This is a genomic window from Sphingomonas sp. BLHR8, from assembly GCF_056821725.1.
In genome coordinates this window covers 1,536,825-1,552,751 of sequence record NZ_JBPDIM010000001.1, presented here as the reverse complement: position 1 = coordinate 1,552,751, position 15,927 = coordinate 1,536,825, and the positions used below count along the sequence as shown (strand labels likewise).

The window sequence follows — 15,927 nt, the reverse complement described above, 5'->3', positions numbered from 1 at the left end:
ATGATCATCGGATTTCACCGCGGCGCGGACCAGGCGGCGCCGCTCGCCTGCGAACAGGTCGGGCTCGATACCATCGCCGACGCGGTGGGAACGCCGGTCTATGTCTATTCGCAAGGGTTGCTCGAGGCGAGGGCGCGCGCGTGGCTCGATGCGATGGCGAGCGTGCCGGGCGGGGTCGACATCGCCTATGCGATCAAGGCGAACCCGAACCTCGCCGTCGTCGGCGTGCTGGCGCGGCTCGGCCTTGGCGCGGACGTGGTCTCCGCGGGCGAGATGAAGCGCGCGCGTGCCGCCGGGGTGCCGCCATCGCGCATCGTTTTTTCGGGCGTCGGCAAGACGCATGCGGAGATGGTCGCCGCGCTCGATGCGGGCGTGGGGCAGATCAATCTCGAAAGCGAGATCGAGGGGGCCGAACTTTCCGCCATCGCCCAGGCACGCGGGGTGCGCGCAGCCGTCGTGCTGCGGGTCAACCCCGACGTCGATGCGGGCACCCACGCCAAAATCACCACCGGCACCGCCGAATCGAAGTTCGGGGTGGCGATCGACGAGGCGCCGGCGATGTACCCGCGCCTCGCAGCGCTGCCCGGGCTCGACCTGCGCGGGGTGGCGGTGCACATCGGCAGCCAGCTGCTGAGCCTCGCCCCGCTCGAAGCGGCGTTTGCTTGGGTCGCAACGTTGCTCGCGGAGCTGCGCGCGGCGGGGCAGCGCGTCACGCACGTCGATTTGGGCGGCGGGCTCGGCGTCGGCTATCGCGAAGGCGAGGTGCCGCCGATGCCAGCGGACTACGCCGCCATGCTGGCGCGTGTGACCGCTGGCTGGGACGTCGCGCTGACGATCGAGCCAGGACGCTCGCTGGTGGGGGAGGCGGGGGTGCTCGTCACGCGCGTCATCCGCGTGAAGCCGGGTGTGGTCGCGCCGTTCGTGATCGTCGATGCGGCGATGAACGACCTCGCCCGCCCCGCGCTCTATGACGCCTACCATCACTTCGAACCGGTTGCCGCGCGGCCTGCGCGGATGACCGCCAACATCGTCGGCCCGGTGTGCGAGAGCAGTGACTGCTTTGCGACGCGGCGGGAGATCGGGGTGGTCGGCGCAGGGGACCTCGCCGTGTTTCGCACCGCCGGCGCCTATGGCGCGACGATGGCGTCGACCTATAACAGCCGCGCGATGGTCCCCGAGGTGCTGGTGTCGGGCGGGCGCTGGGCGGTGGTTGCCGACCGTATCGCCCCCGAGACGATCATGGCCGCCGAGCGCGTGCCCGAATGGGTCGTGGCCTCCCCGGAAGGCGCCGCCGCGTGAGCGAAGCGCACGTTCGCGCGCATCTCTTCGCGGACGGACGCTCGCAGGATTTCGACTGCAGCGACGAAAGCCTTGCCGCGCTGCTCGCCGATGCCCAGCCGGGGCGATTCCTGTGGTTGCATATTGCCGGCACCGAAGGCCGCGCGGAGGAGCTGGGTGCGCTCCCCGTGACCTTGCCTCCCACCGCCGCGCAGGCGCTGCTCGCGTACGAAACGCGCCCGCGGTGCGAGGCGATCAACGGCGGGGTGTTGATCAACCTGCGCGTGCCGCTGGCGCAAGGCGAGAGCGACGCTGGCGACCCGTTGGCGTCGCTGCGACTGTGGGCGGAGCCGGGCCTGCTGCTGTCGGCGAGCCTTCGCACCAACGCGGTCCTGCCCGCGGTCGAAGCGCGCTTTCACGAAGGCACGATGAACGATCCCGGTGACGTCATCATCGCCATCGCCACCACCGCCGCCGACATGCTCGACCACAGCATTGCCGAAATTGGCGACCGGGTCGACACGCTCGAGACCGAGATCGACCCCACGACGCCCTTTGCGGTGCGGCGCGAGGTGACCGCGCTGCGCAGCCAGGCGATTGGCTATCGCCGCTTTGTCGTGCCGCAGCGGCAGGCGCTGGAGCGGCTGGCGACCCTGCCGTTCGCCTTCATCGACGAGCGGGAGCGCGCCGAGCTCATGAGCGCCGCCGACCAGTTCGCGCGGATGGGCGAAGAGCTCGAGGCCGCGCGCGAGCGGGCCGCGGTGCTGCACGAGGAGCTTACCGACCTGCGGGGCGAGAGGCTCGACCAGCGTTCGCTACAGGTCGCGATCGTCGCGCTGATCTTTCTGCCGCTGACGTTTCTCACCGGTCTCCTCGGTATGAACGTGAAGGGTATTCCGTTCGCCGAACAGCCGTGGGCCTTCTGGGGCGTGACGGGGGTGTGCGTCTTGCTCGCGGGGGCGGTGTCGGCGTTTTTCGTCCTGCGCCAGTGGTCGGGCGGGGACTAGCTCCCCTCCTCACGGGCGAGCAGGACGTGGAGGCGCTGGGCGGCGATCGGTGGTCCGCCGCTTTCGTCCTGCCAGGCTTCGACCATCACCGTCGCGACCCGCGCACCGATGCGGATCACGCGCCCGCGGGCGTAGGTCGCACGCTCCTTGCCGCCGCGCATATAGTCGATGGTGACGCCGATCGGCTTGAACTTTGGCGCTCGCCCCTCGGCCTCCAGCGAGCGGACCAGCGCCGCGTGCGCCGCCATATCGAGCAGCCCGGCGATGGCGCCGCCGTGGAGGTGGCCGGGCCTTCCCGACAGCTTGTCGCTGAACGGCGCGACCAGCACCGGCGCGCCGTCGCCATTGGCCTCGTGCAGCGCGATACCCATCAGCGCGGCGTAGGGGGGCAGCAGCTCGCTCATGTGGCCGACTCCGGCGGCTTGCGGGAGAAGGGGATGGGGTCGCCGATGAACATGAAGCTCGCGGCCACGGTGGCGATCGGGTCGCCGCCTTCCCGGTCGAAAGCTTCGCCGCGGACAAAGGCGATCTCGCGCGCGACGCGGTAGCATTCGACGCGGGCGATGATATCGCGCGCGGGGGCGGGCGGGCGGATATGGTCGACGCGCAGGTCGAGCGTCACCTGCGGCCGGAACAGCGTGAGGCGGGTCCACACCGCGAGCCCCGCCGCCATGTCGAACAGCGCGACGATGGCGCCCCCGGCGGCGGTCTGCGCGACCGCGTCGCCCGCGATCTCCGGCCGCCAGGGCAGGCGCAGCGCGGCCCAGTCGGGCCCATGATCATGATAGACGAGCCCCAGCGCGCCCGAATGGCCGAACTGCGACATGAGTTTGAACGCGCGTTCGGGATCGAAGACGTTCGCGTCGCCCTCGCTCATCGACCCAGCCTTTCCGCGTGCCAGCGGACATGATCCCCAATGAAGCTCGCGACGAAATAATAGCTGTGGTCGTAGCCCTCCTGACGGCGCAGCGTGATCGGCTGACCCGCCGCCTGCGCCGCTCTTTCCAGCAACTCCGGCTTGAGCTGGTCAGCGCAGAAGGGGTCGGCCGTGCCGATGTCGACCAGCGCGTCGGGCATCCTCGCGCCGTCCTCGATCAGCGCCGTTGTGTCGTGCCGCCGCCACGCCGCGTGGTCGTCGCCGAGATAGCCCGACAGCGCCTTCTCCCCCCACGGGCAGCGCATCGGCGATGCGATCGGCGCGAACGCGCTGACGCTGGCGAAGCGGCCGGGGTTGGTCAGCGCCAGCGTCAGCGCGCCGTGGCCCCCCATCGAATGGCCGGTGATGCCCTGTCGCGAGAGATCGGCCTGGGGCGCCACTTCCTCCACCACCAGCGGCAGCTCGTCGAGGAGGTAGCTGCGCATGCGGTAATGCTCGCTCCACGGCGCCTGCGTCGCGTCGAGGTAAAAGCCCGCGCCGAGGCCGAAATCCCACGACCCCTCCGCATCGTCGGGGACGCCTTCGCCGCGCGGCGACGTGTCGGGCGCGATCAGAATCAGACCATGCTCGGCGCAATATCGTTGCGCCCCGGCCTTTTCGACGACGTTGGCATGGGTGCAGGTGAGCCCGGAGAGGTACCACAACACCGCGCACCGCTCCCCCGCCAGCGCGTGCGGGGGGAGGTAGAGACCGAACGTCATGTCCGTGCGCGTGGCATCGCTCGCGTGACGCCACACCTGTTGCGCGCCGCCGAAGCATCGCACGTCGCTGATCATCTGGGGCGAGGTCATGGCGCTCCCTTGCGGTGGTCGGCGCGCTGCGGCAAGCCCCGCGGCGACGGTAAGGGAGCGCGCGAGTGAGCGGACGTTATTTCGAGGGTTGGGCGGTCGGCGATCGCATCGAACATCCCATCCGGCGCACGGTGACCGAGACCGACAATCTGCTGTTCTCGGCGATGACGCACAATCCGCAGCCGCTGCACATCGATCTCGAAGCGGCCAAGACGAGCGAATTCGGTCAGATCCTCGTTAACGGCACCTTCACCTTTGCTTTGATGGTCGGGTTGAGCGTGGGGGAGACGACGCTCGGAACGCTCGTCGCCAACCTCGGCTACGACAAGCTCGTCATGCCCAAACCCGTGTTTATCGGTGACACCATGCACGCAACCAGTGAGGTGGTGGCGACGAAGGCTTCGGCGTCACGTCCGACCGCTGGCATCGTCACGTGGCGCCACGAACTCATCAACCAGCGGGCCGAGGTCGTCTGCCGCTGCGAGCGCACCGCGCTGGTGCAACGCCGGCCGGCTTAGCGCGCGGTCGCCGAGGTCAGGCGCCCGCGCGGCGCCGGCTCGACGCGTTGAGGCGCTGCACCGCCGCCAGCGTCAGGCGGACATGGTCGTTGGGGTTCATGTCGCGGTGGACCAGCGCCACGCGCCGGCCGCGACCGATGACGTAGCTCGTCCGGCTCGCGACGCCGGGGGCGAGCGTCACGTCGAAGGCGCGCAGCTGCGCGGCATTGGCGCTCGCCATGGGAAAGGCTGCGCGGCACTCCTGCGTCGAAAAGCGCGCGAGCGTGTCGACATTGTCCGACGATACGCCGATCACCGTAGCCCCTGCTGCGCGAAAGCGGGGCATCGCTTCGGCAAAGGCGCGGCTCTCGAGCGTGCAGCCCGAGCTAAAGGCCCGCGGGAAGAAATAGAGCACGACCGGGCCGTTGCGCAGTGCGCGGTCAAGGTCGACGGTCAGCCGTCGCCCGCCCTGCGCACCCGGCGCCATGAAGCGCGGCGCGCTGGCGCCCACCTCGAGCGCGGCGACGGCCGGCGCTGCAGGGGCGATCAGCGCCAAGGCTGCGACGGCGGCGAAACGGGCGAAACGCGGCATGGCAAACCCCTCTTTTAAATCACCAGAGTGCAACGCACCAACGGCGATCAGGCTACCGCAAGCCCGATGCCGATGTTGGCGCGCGGCAGGTCGGCTTCGTTCGAGGCCACAGGATAGGCACAATAGTCCGCGGCGTAAAAGGCGCTCGGGCGATGATTGCCGCTAAGGCCCACGCCGCCGAAGGGCAGGGAGGAGGACGCGCCGTTGGTCGGCTTGTTCCAGTTGATCACGCCCGCGCGCACGTTGGCCCAAAATCGGTCGTAATCGGCCATCGACCCACCAATCAGGGCCGCCGACAGGCCATAGGCGGTGGCGTTGGCGAGGTGGATGGCTTCATCCAGCGTCTCCACCCGCGATACCTGCAGCAGCGGGCCGAACAGTTCGACATCGGGGCGCTCGGCCATGTCGGTCACATCGACGATGCCGGGCGTCAGGAAGGGCAGGTTTTCATCCGGACGCGTCATGAAGCGGATCGCCTGGCCACCGTTGGAGATGAGGTAGAGGAAACTCTCCATCAACCCATCGGCGGTGTCGTTGTCGATCACCGGGCCCATGAACGGCTGCGGATCGGCGAAGGGTTCGGCGACGATCAGCCGGTCGGCGAGCGCCTTCACTTCCTTGAGCAGCCGCTCCGCCATGTCCGCCTTGACGATCAGCCGACGCGCGTTGGAGCAGCGTTGCCCGGCGGAAAGGAAGGCGGACTGGACAATCAGCGTCGCCGCGCTGGGGAGATCATGCGTGTCCCAGGCAACGATCGGATTGTTGCCCCCCATTTCGAGCGCCACGATCCGGTCGGGCCGGTGCGCGAGCGAACGGTTGATGGCGATCCCCGCGCGCGCCGACCCGGTGAACAGCACGCCGTCGATCCCGCCATGCGTGACGAGCGCCTTGCCCACCTCCGGGCCGCCATGCAGCACGCCGACCACCCCTTCGGGTATGCCTGCCTCGCGATAGAGGGCGACCATCATTTCGCCCACGGCCGGCGTCTTCTCCGACGGTTTGAACACCACGGTATTGCCCGCGATCAGCGCCGGAATGATGTGCCCGTTGGGGAGATGCGCCGGGAAATTATACGGCCCCAGCACCGCCATGACGCCGTGGGGTTTGTGGCGAAGGGCGGTGCGTACCCCCATCGCACCCTCGCTGCGCCGGTGCGGCGTGCGCTCGGTATAGGCTTTGGCCGACAGGTCGACCTTGTTGGCGACGCTTTCGACCTCGGTCTTCGCCTCCCACAGCGGCTTGCCCGTCTCGCGCGCGATGAGCTCGGCGAAGGGCGTCGGGTCGGCCTTCAGCCGCTCGGCGAAGCGCTTCACGACGTCGAGCCGCCGGGCGAGCGGCAGGCTCGCCCAGCCCGGAAAAGCGTCACGCGCGGCGGAAACGGCGATGTCCACGTCGCCCGATTGTCCGCGCCACAGCACGTCGCCGGTCGCGGGTTCGATGGAAATCAACTCGGTCATGGTCCTCGTGGGGGGAGCGTGGCAGACTGGCGGTCAGGGTGCGGCAGCGACCATAGGCGCGGGGGCCGGCTGTGCAAGGTTCGCGCCCATCGCGCGCACCGCGTCGACCTTGGCCCACAAAGGCGTCCAGTCGTCGCGTTCGGCGATCGGTGCCCACAGCGCCTCGACCTCCGCGATCAGCATGCCCTGCGGCGCCGCGCGCGACCACCATGGTCCGCGCAGGTCGGTGCGTTCGGCGAGCGCGGCGATCAGCGGCGCGGCGAGATCCCCCTCCGCGTCAGGCGGCGTGCGTCCGCCCGCCCAATCGAGGAAGAAGCGGTCGATCGCGGAGAGGCCGCCCGGATCGTCCGTGACCGCCGCCGACGCATTGCGCGCGAGCCAGGCATCGGCAGCGGTGACCAGCGCGCGGTCGCGCTCGGGCGTGTCGGTCGACACCCCCAGCCGCCAGCACAGCTGCTGCGCAAACGCGGTTTCATAGGCGGGCGCAAACCCCTGCAGTGCCGCGATCAGCGGCGGAGCTTCGCTGATGTGCCGGAGCGCGGCGGCGAGCTGGCCGACCGCCCAGTGCACCGCGCCCGGCTGGCGGCCGAAGGCGTAAAGCCCACCGTGATCGAAATAGGCGGCGGTGAACGCAGCGTCCCACGCCGGGGCGAAGCGCCAGGGGCCGTAGTCGAAGCTCTCCCCCGTCACATTGATGTTGTCGCTGTTGGGGACGCCGTGGACGAAGCCCGCGATCATCTGCGCCGCGACTGTGCGCGCGGTGGAGGCGACGGTGCGCGTCAGCAGTGCCGCTGCGGCCTGCGCGGGGGCCATTGCCGACACCTCCGCAGGATCGAGCCGGTAGAGCGTCGTCAGCGCATAACGCGCCAGTCGCTCGATCCCCGCGGCATCGCCGAGGTGGGAGAGGCGTTCGAAGCTGCCGACGCGGATGTGTCCGTGGCTCGCACGCACCAGCACGGCGGAGCGCGTAGGCGAAGGTTCATCGCCGCGGTGCAGCTGCTCGCCGGTTTCGATGATCGACAGCGTCTGGCTGGTCGGCACGCCGAGCGCGGTCAACATCTCGGTCGCGAGCAGCTCGCGCACCGCACCCTTCAGCGTGAGGCGACCATCACCGAAGCGGCTGTAGGGCGTCTGCCCCGACCCCTTGGTGCCGAGGTCGCGCCAGCGCCCGCCGCGATCGCGCAACTGGGCAAAGGTAAAGCCGCGTCCGTCGCCGAGGTCCGGATTGTAATGGCCGAACTGATGCCCGTGATAACGCAGCGCGAGCGGCTGCGGGAGATTGTCGGGCAAGGGTTCGAAACGCGCCATCGCCGCGACCCAGGCCTCGTCGCCGAGCGTGTTCAAGCCAAGCTCCGCCGCGACCCGATCATTGCGCCAGCGCAGGATCGTTTGCGGAAACTTCGCCGGGACAACGGGGTCGGCGATCAGGTCTACGATCGAGAGAAGCGGGGGGAGGGTCATCGTCCTTCAGGTGGGGGCGGCGGACGGAGGGGGCAAGGCGCTTGCCACGCGCGGCGCCGCGCCTGATACCGCAGCGGTATGACGCAGCCGCTCAACATCCTGCATTGCCATTCCACCTTCGCGCTTGGTGGCAAGGAGGCGCGGGCGGTCGCGCTGATGAATGCGTGGGGCGACCGCGCGCGGCATACCGTGCTGGCGGCAGCGGATGATTGGGGCGCGCGCGAGGCGATCGCCCCCGGCATCGCGGTCGATCTGCCGCGCGATGCGCCTTCGCTCAACGGCAAGCCGGGCGTCCGCCGCTATCGCGAGCTGGCGCGCTACATGGCGCGGTTCGACCTGGTGCTGAGCTATAATTGGGGAGCGATGGACGTGGTCGGCGCTCGGCGGATGTGGCACCGCTTCATGCCGCTGCCGCCGCTCATCCACCATGAGGATGGCTTCAACGCCGACGAAGCCCAGCGCACCTACCGCCGACGCAATGCCTATCGCCGTTATGCGCTGCCCGGGGCGCACGCGCTGGTCGTGCCGAGTCACCGGCTCGAGGCATTCGCCCGCCGGCGATGGGGGGTGACGCATCCCGTCCGCATTCCCAACGGCATCCGCACCAGCCTTTACGCGCAGCGTCCGAGCGAAACTCCCTTCCCCGAAGTCCCCCGGGTGGCCGGCGAATTGCTGGTCGGAACGATCGCGGGGCTGCGGCGCGTCAAGGACATCCCTTTGTTGGTGGAAGCCATCGCTCGCGCCGATGCGCCGATGCGGCTGGTGATCATCGGCCAGGGCCCCGAACGCGAGACGATTGCCTGCGCGGCGCTTGCCCATGGCATCGCTGACCGGGTGCATCTGGTCGGGTTCAAGGCCGAACCCCACCGCTACGTCGGCGCGTTCGACGTGCTGGCTTTGTCATCCCTCTCGGAGCAGCAGCCGATCGCGGTGATCGAAGGGATGGCGGCCGGGCTGCCGATTGTCGCGCCCGATGTCGGCGATGTAGCACGGATGGTCGCCGACCCAAACCGCCGCTTCGTGACCAGCCGGTCGGTGAGCGATCTCGCGGCGGCGCTGACGACGCTCACCCGCGATCCGGCGCTGCGGCGAGCCGTGGGCGATGCCAACCGCGCGAAGGCCGTTGCCGAATTCGACGAGGCGAAGATGGTCGCGCGCTATGCCGAGCTTTATGAGCAGGCGGTCGGCCGGCGGGGCGCGTTGCGGCCGCGCTAATCGCTTCGCAACAGACCGGTGTAGGCTGCCGCAGCACTTTCCTGCTTCCCCCCGCCGCCTTTTCCCGCCAACGACGGTTGCAACTGCAATCGTCGATCAACGGGGACACTTGAGTTGCTGAACGGGCTGAGGCCGATCACCTATGCGGGGCGTGAAATGTGGCCGCTGATCGAGGGCGGTAAGGGCGTATCCGCGACCAATGGCGACAGCTCCGGCGCGTGGGCCGCGGCGGGCGGCATCGGCACGGTCAGCGCGGTCAATGCCGACAGCTACGATCCCGAAGGGCGCATCGTGCCGCAGGTCTATGCCGGCATGACCCGCAAGGAGCGTCATGAGGAGCTGATCAACTACGCCATCGCCGGCGCGGTAACGCAGGTGGAGCGTGCGCACGCGATGAGCGGCGGCGCGGGCGCGATCAACATCAACGTGCTTTGGGAAATGGGCGGCGCGCAGGCGGTGCTCGAAGGGACGCTCGACCGCGTCGCGGACAAGGTGACGGGCGTCACCTGCGGCGCCGGCATGCCCTACAAGCTGAGCGAGATCGCTGCGCGGCACGGCGTTTACTACTTGCCGATCGTCAGCTCGGCGCGCGCCTTTCGCGCGCTGTGGAAGCGCAGCTATTCCAAGGTGCCCGAATGGCTCGGTGCGGTGGTCTATGAGGATCCTTGGCTCGCCGGAGGGCACAACGGCCTATCCAATGCCGAGGACCCGCGCGTGCCGCAGGACCCATATCCGCGCGTGGCGGAGCTTCGCAAGACGATGCGCGCGGAGGGCATCGCCGATAGCGTACCCATCGTCATGGCGGGCGGCGTCTGGTTCCTGCGTGAATGGGCCAACTGGCTCGACAATCCGGAGCTGGGGCAGATCGCGTTCCAGTTCGGCACGCGCCCTTTGCTGACGCGGGAGAGCCCCATCCCCCAGGGGTGGAAGGACGCGCTGCGCGACCTCAAGCCCGGCGACGTGCTGCTGCACAAATTTTCCCCCACCGGATTTTATTCGTCGGCGGTGCGCAACCCGTTCCTCCGCAACCTCGAAGCGCGCAGCGAGCGGCAGGTGCCGTTCGGCAAGGGCGAGGACGCCGCCACCCCGGTGCGGATGGAAATCGACCGCAAGAAATACTGGGTCTCGCCCGAAGCCTATGAGCAGGCGATGAGCTATGCCGCGCAGGGGTTCACCGCCGCGCTCAAGACGCCCGACGACACGCTCGTGTTCGTGGACGCGGCGGAGCGTGAGGATATCCTAAAGGACCAGCGCGACTGCATGGGCTGCCTGTCGCACTGCCAGTTTTCATCGTGGAAGGACCATGATGATTACACCACCGGTCGCCTGGCCGACCCGCGCAGTTTTTGCATCCAGAAAACGCTGCAGGACATCGCGCACGGGGGGCCGGTCGAGCAGAACCTGATGTTCGCCGGGCACGCGGCCTATCGGTTCGCCGAAGACCCGTTCTATTCGAACAACTTCACGCCAACCGTCCGCGAGCTGGTCGACCGGATCCTGACCGGCGATTGACGCTCAGGCCAGTGGTGGCGGGGCCTCTTCGCGGGGGCGGGAGGGCTGCGACGGTTCCGCGCGCATGCGGGTGACGAGACCGACCGTAAGCGCGGCGATGACCGTGCCGATCGTCGCCCAGGCCGCGGTGGCGATGATCGCCACGACCTGCGCGATCAGCTGGCTGCCCATGGCGAAGCCGTCGGCATAGCCCGAACCGCCGAACCACTCGCTCGACAGCAGGGGCGCCAGCAATAGCGTTCCCATCGCGGCGGACGCGATCAACGGGGTGAGCCGATGGTCGGCATCATGCCAGCGGAACCGTCGCGGCACGAGCCGCGGCGCATACCGCGCGGCAAGCGCTCCGAGCACGCCGGTCAGCACCGCCCCGCCGAAGCTCACACCGTCGGCGACGACGCTTGCGGCGACCGCGCCGCCGACGAGGCCCGTGGCGAGCGCGCGCTCGTCGATGCTGCGCGCCAGCGCCGCGCCCATTAACGCGCCGGTCGCGGCAGCGATGGTTACGACGAGCATGGCGACGGCGGCGCTGTCACCGGCGCCCAGCGGACTCGCCCCGGCCAGAGCGACAAGTCCGGCGGCGATGCCGATGGCGGGCACCAGGCGGCCACGGTCGGGGATCGCGGCTTCGCTGCCGCCGACGATGGCGAGCGCCACCAGCGCGCTTACCCCGGTACCGAGGAACAGCAGCATCCCGGCGGCCAGATCGAGCGCGCCCAGCGCATAAATCCACCCCGCGCCGATCGTCCACCGGGTCAGCGGCACGAGCACCACCAGGAACCACAGCACGGCAAAGCCCATCAGCCACCCGCCCTGCGCTCGGCGATGGAGCGCACTGACGAGCATGGTCGTCGCGACCAGGCACAGCAGCAGATTGGCAAAGGCGAAGCCCGTTTCGGGAACGCTCGTCCCGTCGCGCACCGATCCCATCAGGTTGAGCATCCAGTTGCCGCCGCCGCCGAGAATGTCGCCCCCCGCGACGTCGAACATCAGGCTGTAACCGATGGCGAGAAACAGCACAGTCACCGCGGACAGGACGACGGTGAGGCGGGAAAGCAGGCCCCGATCGTCGGCGTCGAACCAGCGCCAGAGCGCGGGGATCAACAGCAGCGCGGCGATGAAAGAGGCACCCAGTAGCCAGCCTGTGTCGCCGCTATCCGGCGCGATCGAAGCGTTGATCTCCTCCAGCGGGACGACCTGTGCCTGCGCCAGTGCCGTTACGGGGAATGAGAGGAGCGCTGTAGAGCCGGCCGCGCACCATCGGTTGCCTGTCATTCCGATTCCCCAATCCCCAGCGCATCTGTGCCAACTTCGGACAATGTCCTTCGCACGGGTTGGTTAACGCTTTGCGAGCAGCACGTCATGCGCGAAGGTGCGTCGGGGCCAATCCGCTGCTAGGATGCTGTGCGATGCGCTTGCCGTTCTCCCATTCCCGTTTCGCTGCCGTCGTGCTGTGCGCTGCGATCGCCGCGCCCGCCACGGCGCAAAATGCGCCCGCCACGCCCTATTGGGGATCGATCAAGTCGAGCGAGGCGACCATGCGCCGTGGCCCGTCACGCGACATGCGGGCGATGTGGACCTACCGCCGCCCGGGCCTGCCGGTGCAGGTGGTGGCGGTGATGGACGACTGGCGCCAGGTGCGCGAACCCGATGGGACGATCGGCTGGATGCACCGTAGCCTCCTGTCCGGCCGAGCGACGGCGATGGTCGTGCGCGGCGTGCAGCCGATGCGGACGCGGCCCGATCCGGCGGCGGGTATTGCCTGGCGCGCCGCCGCGGGGGTCATCGGCACGATCGAACGGTGCGATGAAGGCTGGTGCCTGCTCGACGTCGGACAGGGCCGTCGCGGCTGGGTCGCCCGCGACGGGCTGTGGGGCGCGGTCGAGGACTGAGCGCAAAGCCCTCTCCCTGTGGGAGAGGGTTGGGTGAGGGCTGGGGCGCTTATGTCGCGTCAGCAACACACCCCCACCCCGGCCCCCTCCCGGAGGGAGAGGGGGCGGCCTTCAAATCAGTTCGATGGCCACTGCGGTCGCTTCGCCGCCGCCGATACACAGGCTCGCAACGCCGCGCTTGCCGCCCTTGGCCTTGAGCGCGCCGATCAGCGTCGTGACGATGCGCGCGCCCGATGCGCCGATCGGATGGCCGAGCGCGGTCGCACCGCCGTGGACGTTCAGCTTGTCGTGCGGAATGTCGAGGTCGCGCATCGCGAACATGGCAACGCAGGCGAACGCTTCGTTGATCTCGAACAGGTCGACCTCGTCGATCGACCAGCCCGCCTTGTCGAGCAGCTTCCGGATCGCGCCGACCGGGGCGGTGGTGAAGGCAGCGGGGGCCTGGGCATGCGCGGCGGTGGCGACGATGCGCGCCACGGGCGTCCCTGCGACCGCGCCCTCGCGCGCGACGACCAGCGCCGCGGCGCCATCGCTGATCGAACTCGACGTGGCGGCGGTGATCGTGCCGTCCTTGGCAAAGGCGGGCTTGAGCGTCGGGATCTTGTCGGGCTTGCCGCGGCCGGGCGCTTCGTCGGTGTCGACGGTAACCTCGCCCGCGCGGGTGGTCATGGTGACCGGCACGACCTCATCGGCGAAGCTGCTGTCCGCGATTGCCGCCTGCGCGCGGCGTAGCGATTCGATCGAGAAAGCGTCCTGCTGCTCGCGAGTCAGCTGATATTCGTTGGCTGTGTCCTGCGCGAACGTGCCCATCGCGCGGCCAGCGTCGTACGCATCCTCCAGTCCGTCGAGGAACATGTGGTCGTACGCGGTGTCGTGGCCGATGCGTGCGCCCGAGCGGTGCTTTTTCAGCAGGTACGGCGCGTTGGTCATCGACTCCATGCCGCCGGCGACGATCACGTCGGCATTGCCCGCCGCGATCGCTTCATGCGCCATGATGATCGTCTGCATGCCCGACCCGCACACCTTGTTGACGGTAGTGGCGCCGACGCTGGTGGGGAGCCCCGCCTTGATCGCCGCCTGCCGCGCCGGCGCCTGGCCGAGCCCGGCCGGGAGCACGCAGCCCATGTATACGCGGTCGATGTCGTCGCCCTCGACGCCCGCGCGCTGGACCGCCGCCTTGATCGCCGCCGCGCCGAGGTCGGTGGCGCTCGCATCGCTGAGCGCGCCCTGCATCGCCCCCATCGGGGTGCGCGCGTAGGAATAGATGACGATGTTGTCGGCCATGAATTGCTCCGGGGAGAGAGTGTTGAGCGCGACTTAGTGCGCCGCAGCATGAGGGGGAAGGGGTCGGCTACACCCCCGTCACGCCCTCCATCGCCGCGAGCATGGCGCTGGCGCCGCGTTCGGCGTCGTCGGCGGTCAGGCGTTGCAGCGCGAACAGCTCGCGCCCCGTGCCGATCGGCGGGGGCGGGGGGAGGGCGGCTCCGCGTGCAGCCCAGTCCGACGCATCGACCAATGCGTCGAGCGTCCCCGCCGCGCCGTCGAGCCGCACCACGTCGCCGTCGCGCAGACGCGAGACGGGGCCGGGGGCGGCGCCGGCGTGACTCAGCGCTTCGGGGGAAAGGTGAATCGCTGCGGGCACCTTGCCGCTCGCGCCCGACATGCGGCCGTCGGTCACCAGCGCGACGCGATAACCGCGGTCCTGCAGCACGCCGAGCGCTGGGGTCAGCTTGTGCAATTCGGGCATGCCGTTGGCGCGCGGGCCCTGGAAGCGTACGACCACCACCACGTCGCGGTCGAGCTCGCCCGCGTTGAAAGCCGCCAGCACCGCGTCCTGGTCGGCGAACACGCGCGCCGGCGCCTCCACCCGCCAGCGTCCGCGCGCCACCGCGCTCAGCTTGATAACCGCGCGGCCGAGGTTGCCGGTGAGGAGGCGTAGGCCGCCCTCGGGCGCGAAGGGATCGGCGGCGGGGCGCAGAATGTCGAGATTCGCGGAGGCACCCACCTCCTGCCACGCGAGCCGTGTGCCCCCGTCCCCCGGCGTCGGGTCGGCGATCGACGAGAATTCCGAAGCATCGCCCGGGTAGGGCCCGTCGCGCACGAGGCAAGGCGCGCAGGTGTAGTCGGTCATGCTGCCGCCAACGGTGAGAATGTCGCCGTGGATGAGCCCCGCATTGAGCAGCTCGCGCGTGACGAAACCCATGCCGCCCGCGGCGTGGAAATGGTTCACGTCGGCGCTACCATTGGGATAGACCCGCGCGAGCAGCGGCACCGCGCTCGACAGCCGGTCGAAATCCTCCCAGTCGACGACGATCCCGGCGGCGCGGGCGATGGCGGGGAGGTGGATCGCGTGGTTGGTCGACCCGCCCGTCGCGAGCAGGCCGACGATGGCGTTGACGATAGCGCGCTCGTCGACGCAAGCGCTCAAAGGGCGAGGGTCGTGACCGCCGTGCCCGATCTGCGTCAGACGACTCACAGCCTCCCGGTTGAGCGCCTCCCGCTGCGGCGTGTTGGGATGGACGAAGGCCGCGCCGGGAATGTGCAGCCCCATCAGCTCCATCATCATCTGGTTGGAGTTGGCGGTCCCGTAAAAGGTGCAGGTGCCGGGGCTGTGGTAAGAGGCGGCTTCGGCCTCGAGCAGCTCGTCGCGGCCGGCCTCCCCCGCCGCATAGCGCTGGCGCACCGCGGCTTTTTCCTTGTTCGGCAGGCCCGAGGGCATCGGCCCGCCGGGAACGAAGATCATCGGCAAGTGGCCGAAGCGCAGCGCGCCGATCAGCAGTCCGGGCACGATCTTGTCGCAGATGCCGAGCAGCAGCGCACCCTCGAACATCGCGTGGCTGAGCGCGATGGCCGTCCCCTGCGCGATGTTGTCGCGGCTGAACAGGGAGAGATCCATCCCCGGCTGCCCCTGCGTCACGCCGTCGCACATCGCGGGCACGCCGCCCGCGACCTGCGCCGTCGCGCCGAACTCACGCGCGTAGAGCTTCAGCCGCTCGGGGTAGCGACCATATGGCTGATGCGCCGACAACATGTCGTTGTAGGAGGTGACGATGCCGATGTTCATCGCCGCGCCGCTGCGGATGCGCGGCTTGTCGTCGAGCGCGGCGGCGAAACCGTGAGCGAGGTTGCCGCATGAGAGGCGCGTGCGGTTCATCCCCCGCTCGCGTTCGGCGGTCATCAGGTCGAGATAGCGACGGCGCGACTCGCGGCTCCGCTCGACGATACGTTCGGTGACGGTGGCGACGGTGGGGTGGAGCGGCATCGCGCAAAGGTGGCCGCTCGCGGCCGCGG

At 69.4% G+C, this 15,927-nt stretch carries 15 protein-coding genes; 6 read left to right on the top strand and 9 right to left on the bottom strand.

Features of this window, described 5'->3' with window-relative positions:
• Positions 1-1,299 (top strand): diaminopimelate decarboxylase, encoded by a 1,299-nt coding sequence (lysA, locus tag ACRYJK_RS07735; RefSeq protein ID WP_482666950.1) that lies wholly within the window; start codon positions 1-3, stop codon positions 1,297-1,299.
• The gene (locus ACRYJK_RS07730) at positions 1,296-2,285 is read left to right on the top strand and encodes a CorA family divalent cation transporter (protein ID WP_482666949.1); all 990 of its coding nucleotides are present in this window, start codon (positions 1,296-1,298) and stop codon (positions 2,283-2,285) included. Before lysA ends, ACRYJK_RS07730 begins: the two co-directional genes overlap by 4 nt.
• Here the strand turns inward: ACRYJK_RS07730 and ACRYJK_RS07725 are convergent.
• The 3 genes from ACRYJK_RS07725 to fghA are packed head-to-tail and all read right to left on the bottom strand — an operon-like array spanning position 2,282 to position 4,013.
• Positions 2,282-2,689 (bottom strand): PaaI family thioesterase, encoded by a 408-nt coding sequence (locus tag ACRYJK_RS07725; RefSeq protein ID WP_482666948.1) that lies wholly within the window; start codon positions 2,687-2,689, stop codon positions 2,282-2,284. The two genes, ACRYJK_RS07730 and ACRYJK_RS07725, sit on opposite strands and share 4 nt — an antisense overlap.
• Positions 2,686-3,162 carry a PaaI family thioesterase gene (locus ACRYJK_RS07720; RefSeq protein ID WP_482666947.1) on the bottom strand — a complete coding sequence of 159 codons (477 nt, stop codon included), beginning with the start codon at positions 3,160-3,162 and terminating at the stop codon, positions 2,686-2,688. Before ACRYJK_RS07720 ends, ACRYJK_RS07725 begins: the two co-directional genes overlap by 4 nt.
• Positions 3,159-4,013 carry an S-formylglutathione hydrolase gene (fghA, locus tag ACRYJK_RS07715; protein WP_482666946.1) on the bottom strand — a complete coding sequence of 285 codons (855 nt, stop codon included), beginning with the start codon at positions 4,011-4,013 and terminating at the stop codon, positions 3,159-3,161. The genes ACRYJK_RS07720 and fghA overlap by 4 nt, the downstream gene beginning before the upstream one ends.
• Positions 4,014-4,078: 65 nt before the next feature.
• Between fghA and ACRYJK_RS07710 the strand changes: the two genes are divergently transcribed.
• The gene (locus ACRYJK_RS07710; protein ID WP_482666945.1) at positions 4,079-4,531 is read left to right on the top strand and encodes a MaoC family dehydratase; all 453 of its coding nucleotides are present in this window, start codon (positions 4,079-4,081) and stop codon (positions 4,529-4,531) included.
• Positions 4,532-4,547: 16 nt separating this feature from the next.
• Here ACRYJK_RS07710 and ACRYJK_RS07705 read toward each other — a convergent pair whose 3' ends face one another.
• Genes ACRYJK_RS07705 through ACRYJK_RS07695 form a run of 3 tightly spaced genes read right to left on the bottom strand, consistent with a single transcriptional unit; the run spans position 4,548 to position 8,020 of the window.
• Complete coding sequence (locus tag ACRYJK_RS07705) at positions 4,548-5,102, bottom strand: peroxiredoxin (RefSeq protein ID WP_482666944.1); 555 nt, start codon at positions 5,100-5,102, stop codon at positions 4,548-4,550.
• Between the two features lie 47 nt (positions 5,103-5,149).
• On the bottom strand, positions 5,150-6,559 hold the full coding sequence (gene astD / locus ACRYJK_RS07700; protein ID WP_482666943.1) for a succinylglutamate-semialdehyde dehydrogenase: 1,410 nt from the start codon (positions 6,557-6,559) through the stop codon (positions 5,150-5,152).
• Positions 6,560-6,592: 33 nt separating this feature from the next.
• Complete coding sequence (locus ACRYJK_RS07695) at positions 6,593-8,020, bottom strand: protein adenylyltransferase SelO family protein (RefSeq protein WP_482666942.1); 1,428 nt, start codon at positions 8,018-8,020, stop codon at positions 6,593-6,595.
• Positions 8,021-8,098: 78 nt separating this feature from the next.
• On the opposite strand from ACRYJK_RS07695, the gene ACRYJK_RS07690 reads away from it, so the two are divergent.
• Both ACRYJK_RS07690 and ACRYJK_RS07685 read left to right on the top strand, forming a co-directional pair.
• Positions 8,099-9,235, top strand: coding sequence for a glycosyltransferase family 4 protein (locus ACRYJK_RS07690; protein ID WP_482666941.1), 1,137 nt, complete (start codon positions 8,099-8,101; stop codon positions 9,233-9,235).
• 156 nt (positions 9,236-9,391) lie between these two features.
• Positions 9,392-10,747 carry an NAD(P)H-dependent flavin oxidoreductase gene (locus tag ACRYJK_RS07685; protein ID WP_482667420.1) on the top strand — a complete coding sequence of 452 codons (1,356 nt, stop codon included), beginning with the start codon at positions 9,392-9,394 and terminating at the stop codon, positions 10,745-10,747.
• Between the two features lie 3 nt (positions 10,748-10,750).
• Here ACRYJK_RS07685 and ACRYJK_RS07680 read toward each other — a convergent pair whose 3' ends face one another.
• On the bottom strand, positions 10,751-12,019 hold the full coding sequence (locus tag ACRYJK_RS07680) for a hypothetical protein (RefSeq protein WP_482666940.1): 1,269 nt from the start codon (positions 12,017-12,019) through the stop codon (positions 10,751-10,753).
• Positions 12,020-12,153: 134 nt separating this feature from the next.
• Here ACRYJK_RS07680 and ACRYJK_RS07675 point away from each other — a divergent pair, with 134 nt between their 5' ends.
• Positions 12,154-12,636 carry an SH3 domain-containing protein gene (locus tag ACRYJK_RS07675; RefSeq protein WP_482666939.1) on the top strand — a complete coding sequence of 161 codons (483 nt, stop codon included), beginning with the start codon at positions 12,154-12,156 and terminating at the stop codon, positions 12,634-12,636.
• A 111-nt stretch (positions 12,637-12,747) separates the two neighbouring features.
• Here the strand turns inward: ACRYJK_RS07675 and ACRYJK_RS07670 are convergent, their stop codons facing one another.
• Positions 12,748-13,920 carry an acetyl-CoA C-acyltransferase gene (locus tag ACRYJK_RS07670; protein ID WP_482666938.1) on the bottom strand — a complete coding sequence of 391 codons (1,173 nt, stop codon included), beginning with the start codon at positions 13,918-13,920 and terminating at the stop codon, positions 12,748-12,750.
• A 67-nt stretch (positions 13,921-13,987) separates the two neighbouring features.
• Complete coding sequence (edd, locus tag ACRYJK_RS07665) at positions 13,988-15,898, bottom strand: phosphogluconate dehydratase (RefSeq protein WP_482666937.1); 1,911 nt, start codon at positions 15,896-15,898, stop codon at positions 13,988-13,990.
• Positions 15,899-15,927: the final 29 nt, after the last annotated feature.

Excerpts from the sequence above, each read along its gene's own strand:
- ACRYJK_RS07705 (WP_482666944.1), bottom strand. The coding sequence starts at position 5,102 with ATGCCGCGTTTCGCCCGTTTCGCCGCCGTCGCAGCCTTGGCGCTGATC.
- ACRYJK_RS07685 (WP_482667420.1), top strand. The coding sequence starts at position 9,392 with ATGTGGCCGCTGATCGAGGGCGGTAAGGGCGTATCCGCGACCAATGGC.
- ACRYJK_RS07720 (WP_482666947.1), bottom strand. The coding sequence starts at position 3,162 with ATGAGCGAGGGCGACGCGAACGTCTTCGATCCCGAACGCGCGTTCAAA.
- astD (WP_482666943.1), bottom strand. The coding sequence starts at position 6,559 with ATGACCGAGTTGATTTCCATCGAACCCGCGACCGGCGACGTGCTGTGG.
- ACRYJK_RS07680 (WP_482666940.1), bottom strand. The coding sequence starts at position 12,019 with ATGACAGGCAACCGATGGTGCGCGGCCGGCTCTACAGCGCTCCTCTCA.
- fghA (WP_482666946.1), bottom strand. The coding sequence starts at position 4,013 with ATGACCTCGCCCCAGATGATCAGCGACGTGCGATGCTTCGGCGGCGCG.
- ACRYJK_RS07670 (WP_482666938.1), bottom strand. The coding sequence starts at position 13,920 with ATGGCCGACAACATCGTCATCTATTCCTACGCGCGCACCCCGATGGGG.
- ACRYJK_RS07695 (WP_482666942.1), bottom strand. The coding sequence starts at position 8,020 with ATGACCCTCCCCCCGCTTCTCTCGATCGTAGACCTGATCGCCGACCCC.
- edd (WP_482666937.1), bottom strand. The coding sequence starts at position 15,898 with ATGCCGCTCCACCCCACCGTCGCCACCGTCACCGAACGTATCGTCGAG.
- ACRYJK_RS07690 (WP_482666941.1), top strand. The coding sequence starts at position 8,099 with ATGACGCAGCCGCTCAACATCCTGCATTGCCATTCCACCTTCGCGCTT.
- ACRYJK_RS07725 (WP_482666948.1), bottom strand. The coding sequence starts at position 2,689 with ATGAGCGAGCTGCTGCCCCCCTACGCCGCGCTGATGGGTATCGCGCTG.
- lysA (WP_482666950.1), top strand. The coding sequence starts at position 1 with ATGATCATCGGATTTCACCGCGGCGCGGACCAGGCGGCGCCGCTCGCC.
- ACRYJK_RS07675 (WP_482666939.1), top strand. The coding sequence starts at position 12,154 with ATGCGCTTGCCGTTCTCCCATTCCCGTTTCGCTGCCGTCGTGCTGTGC.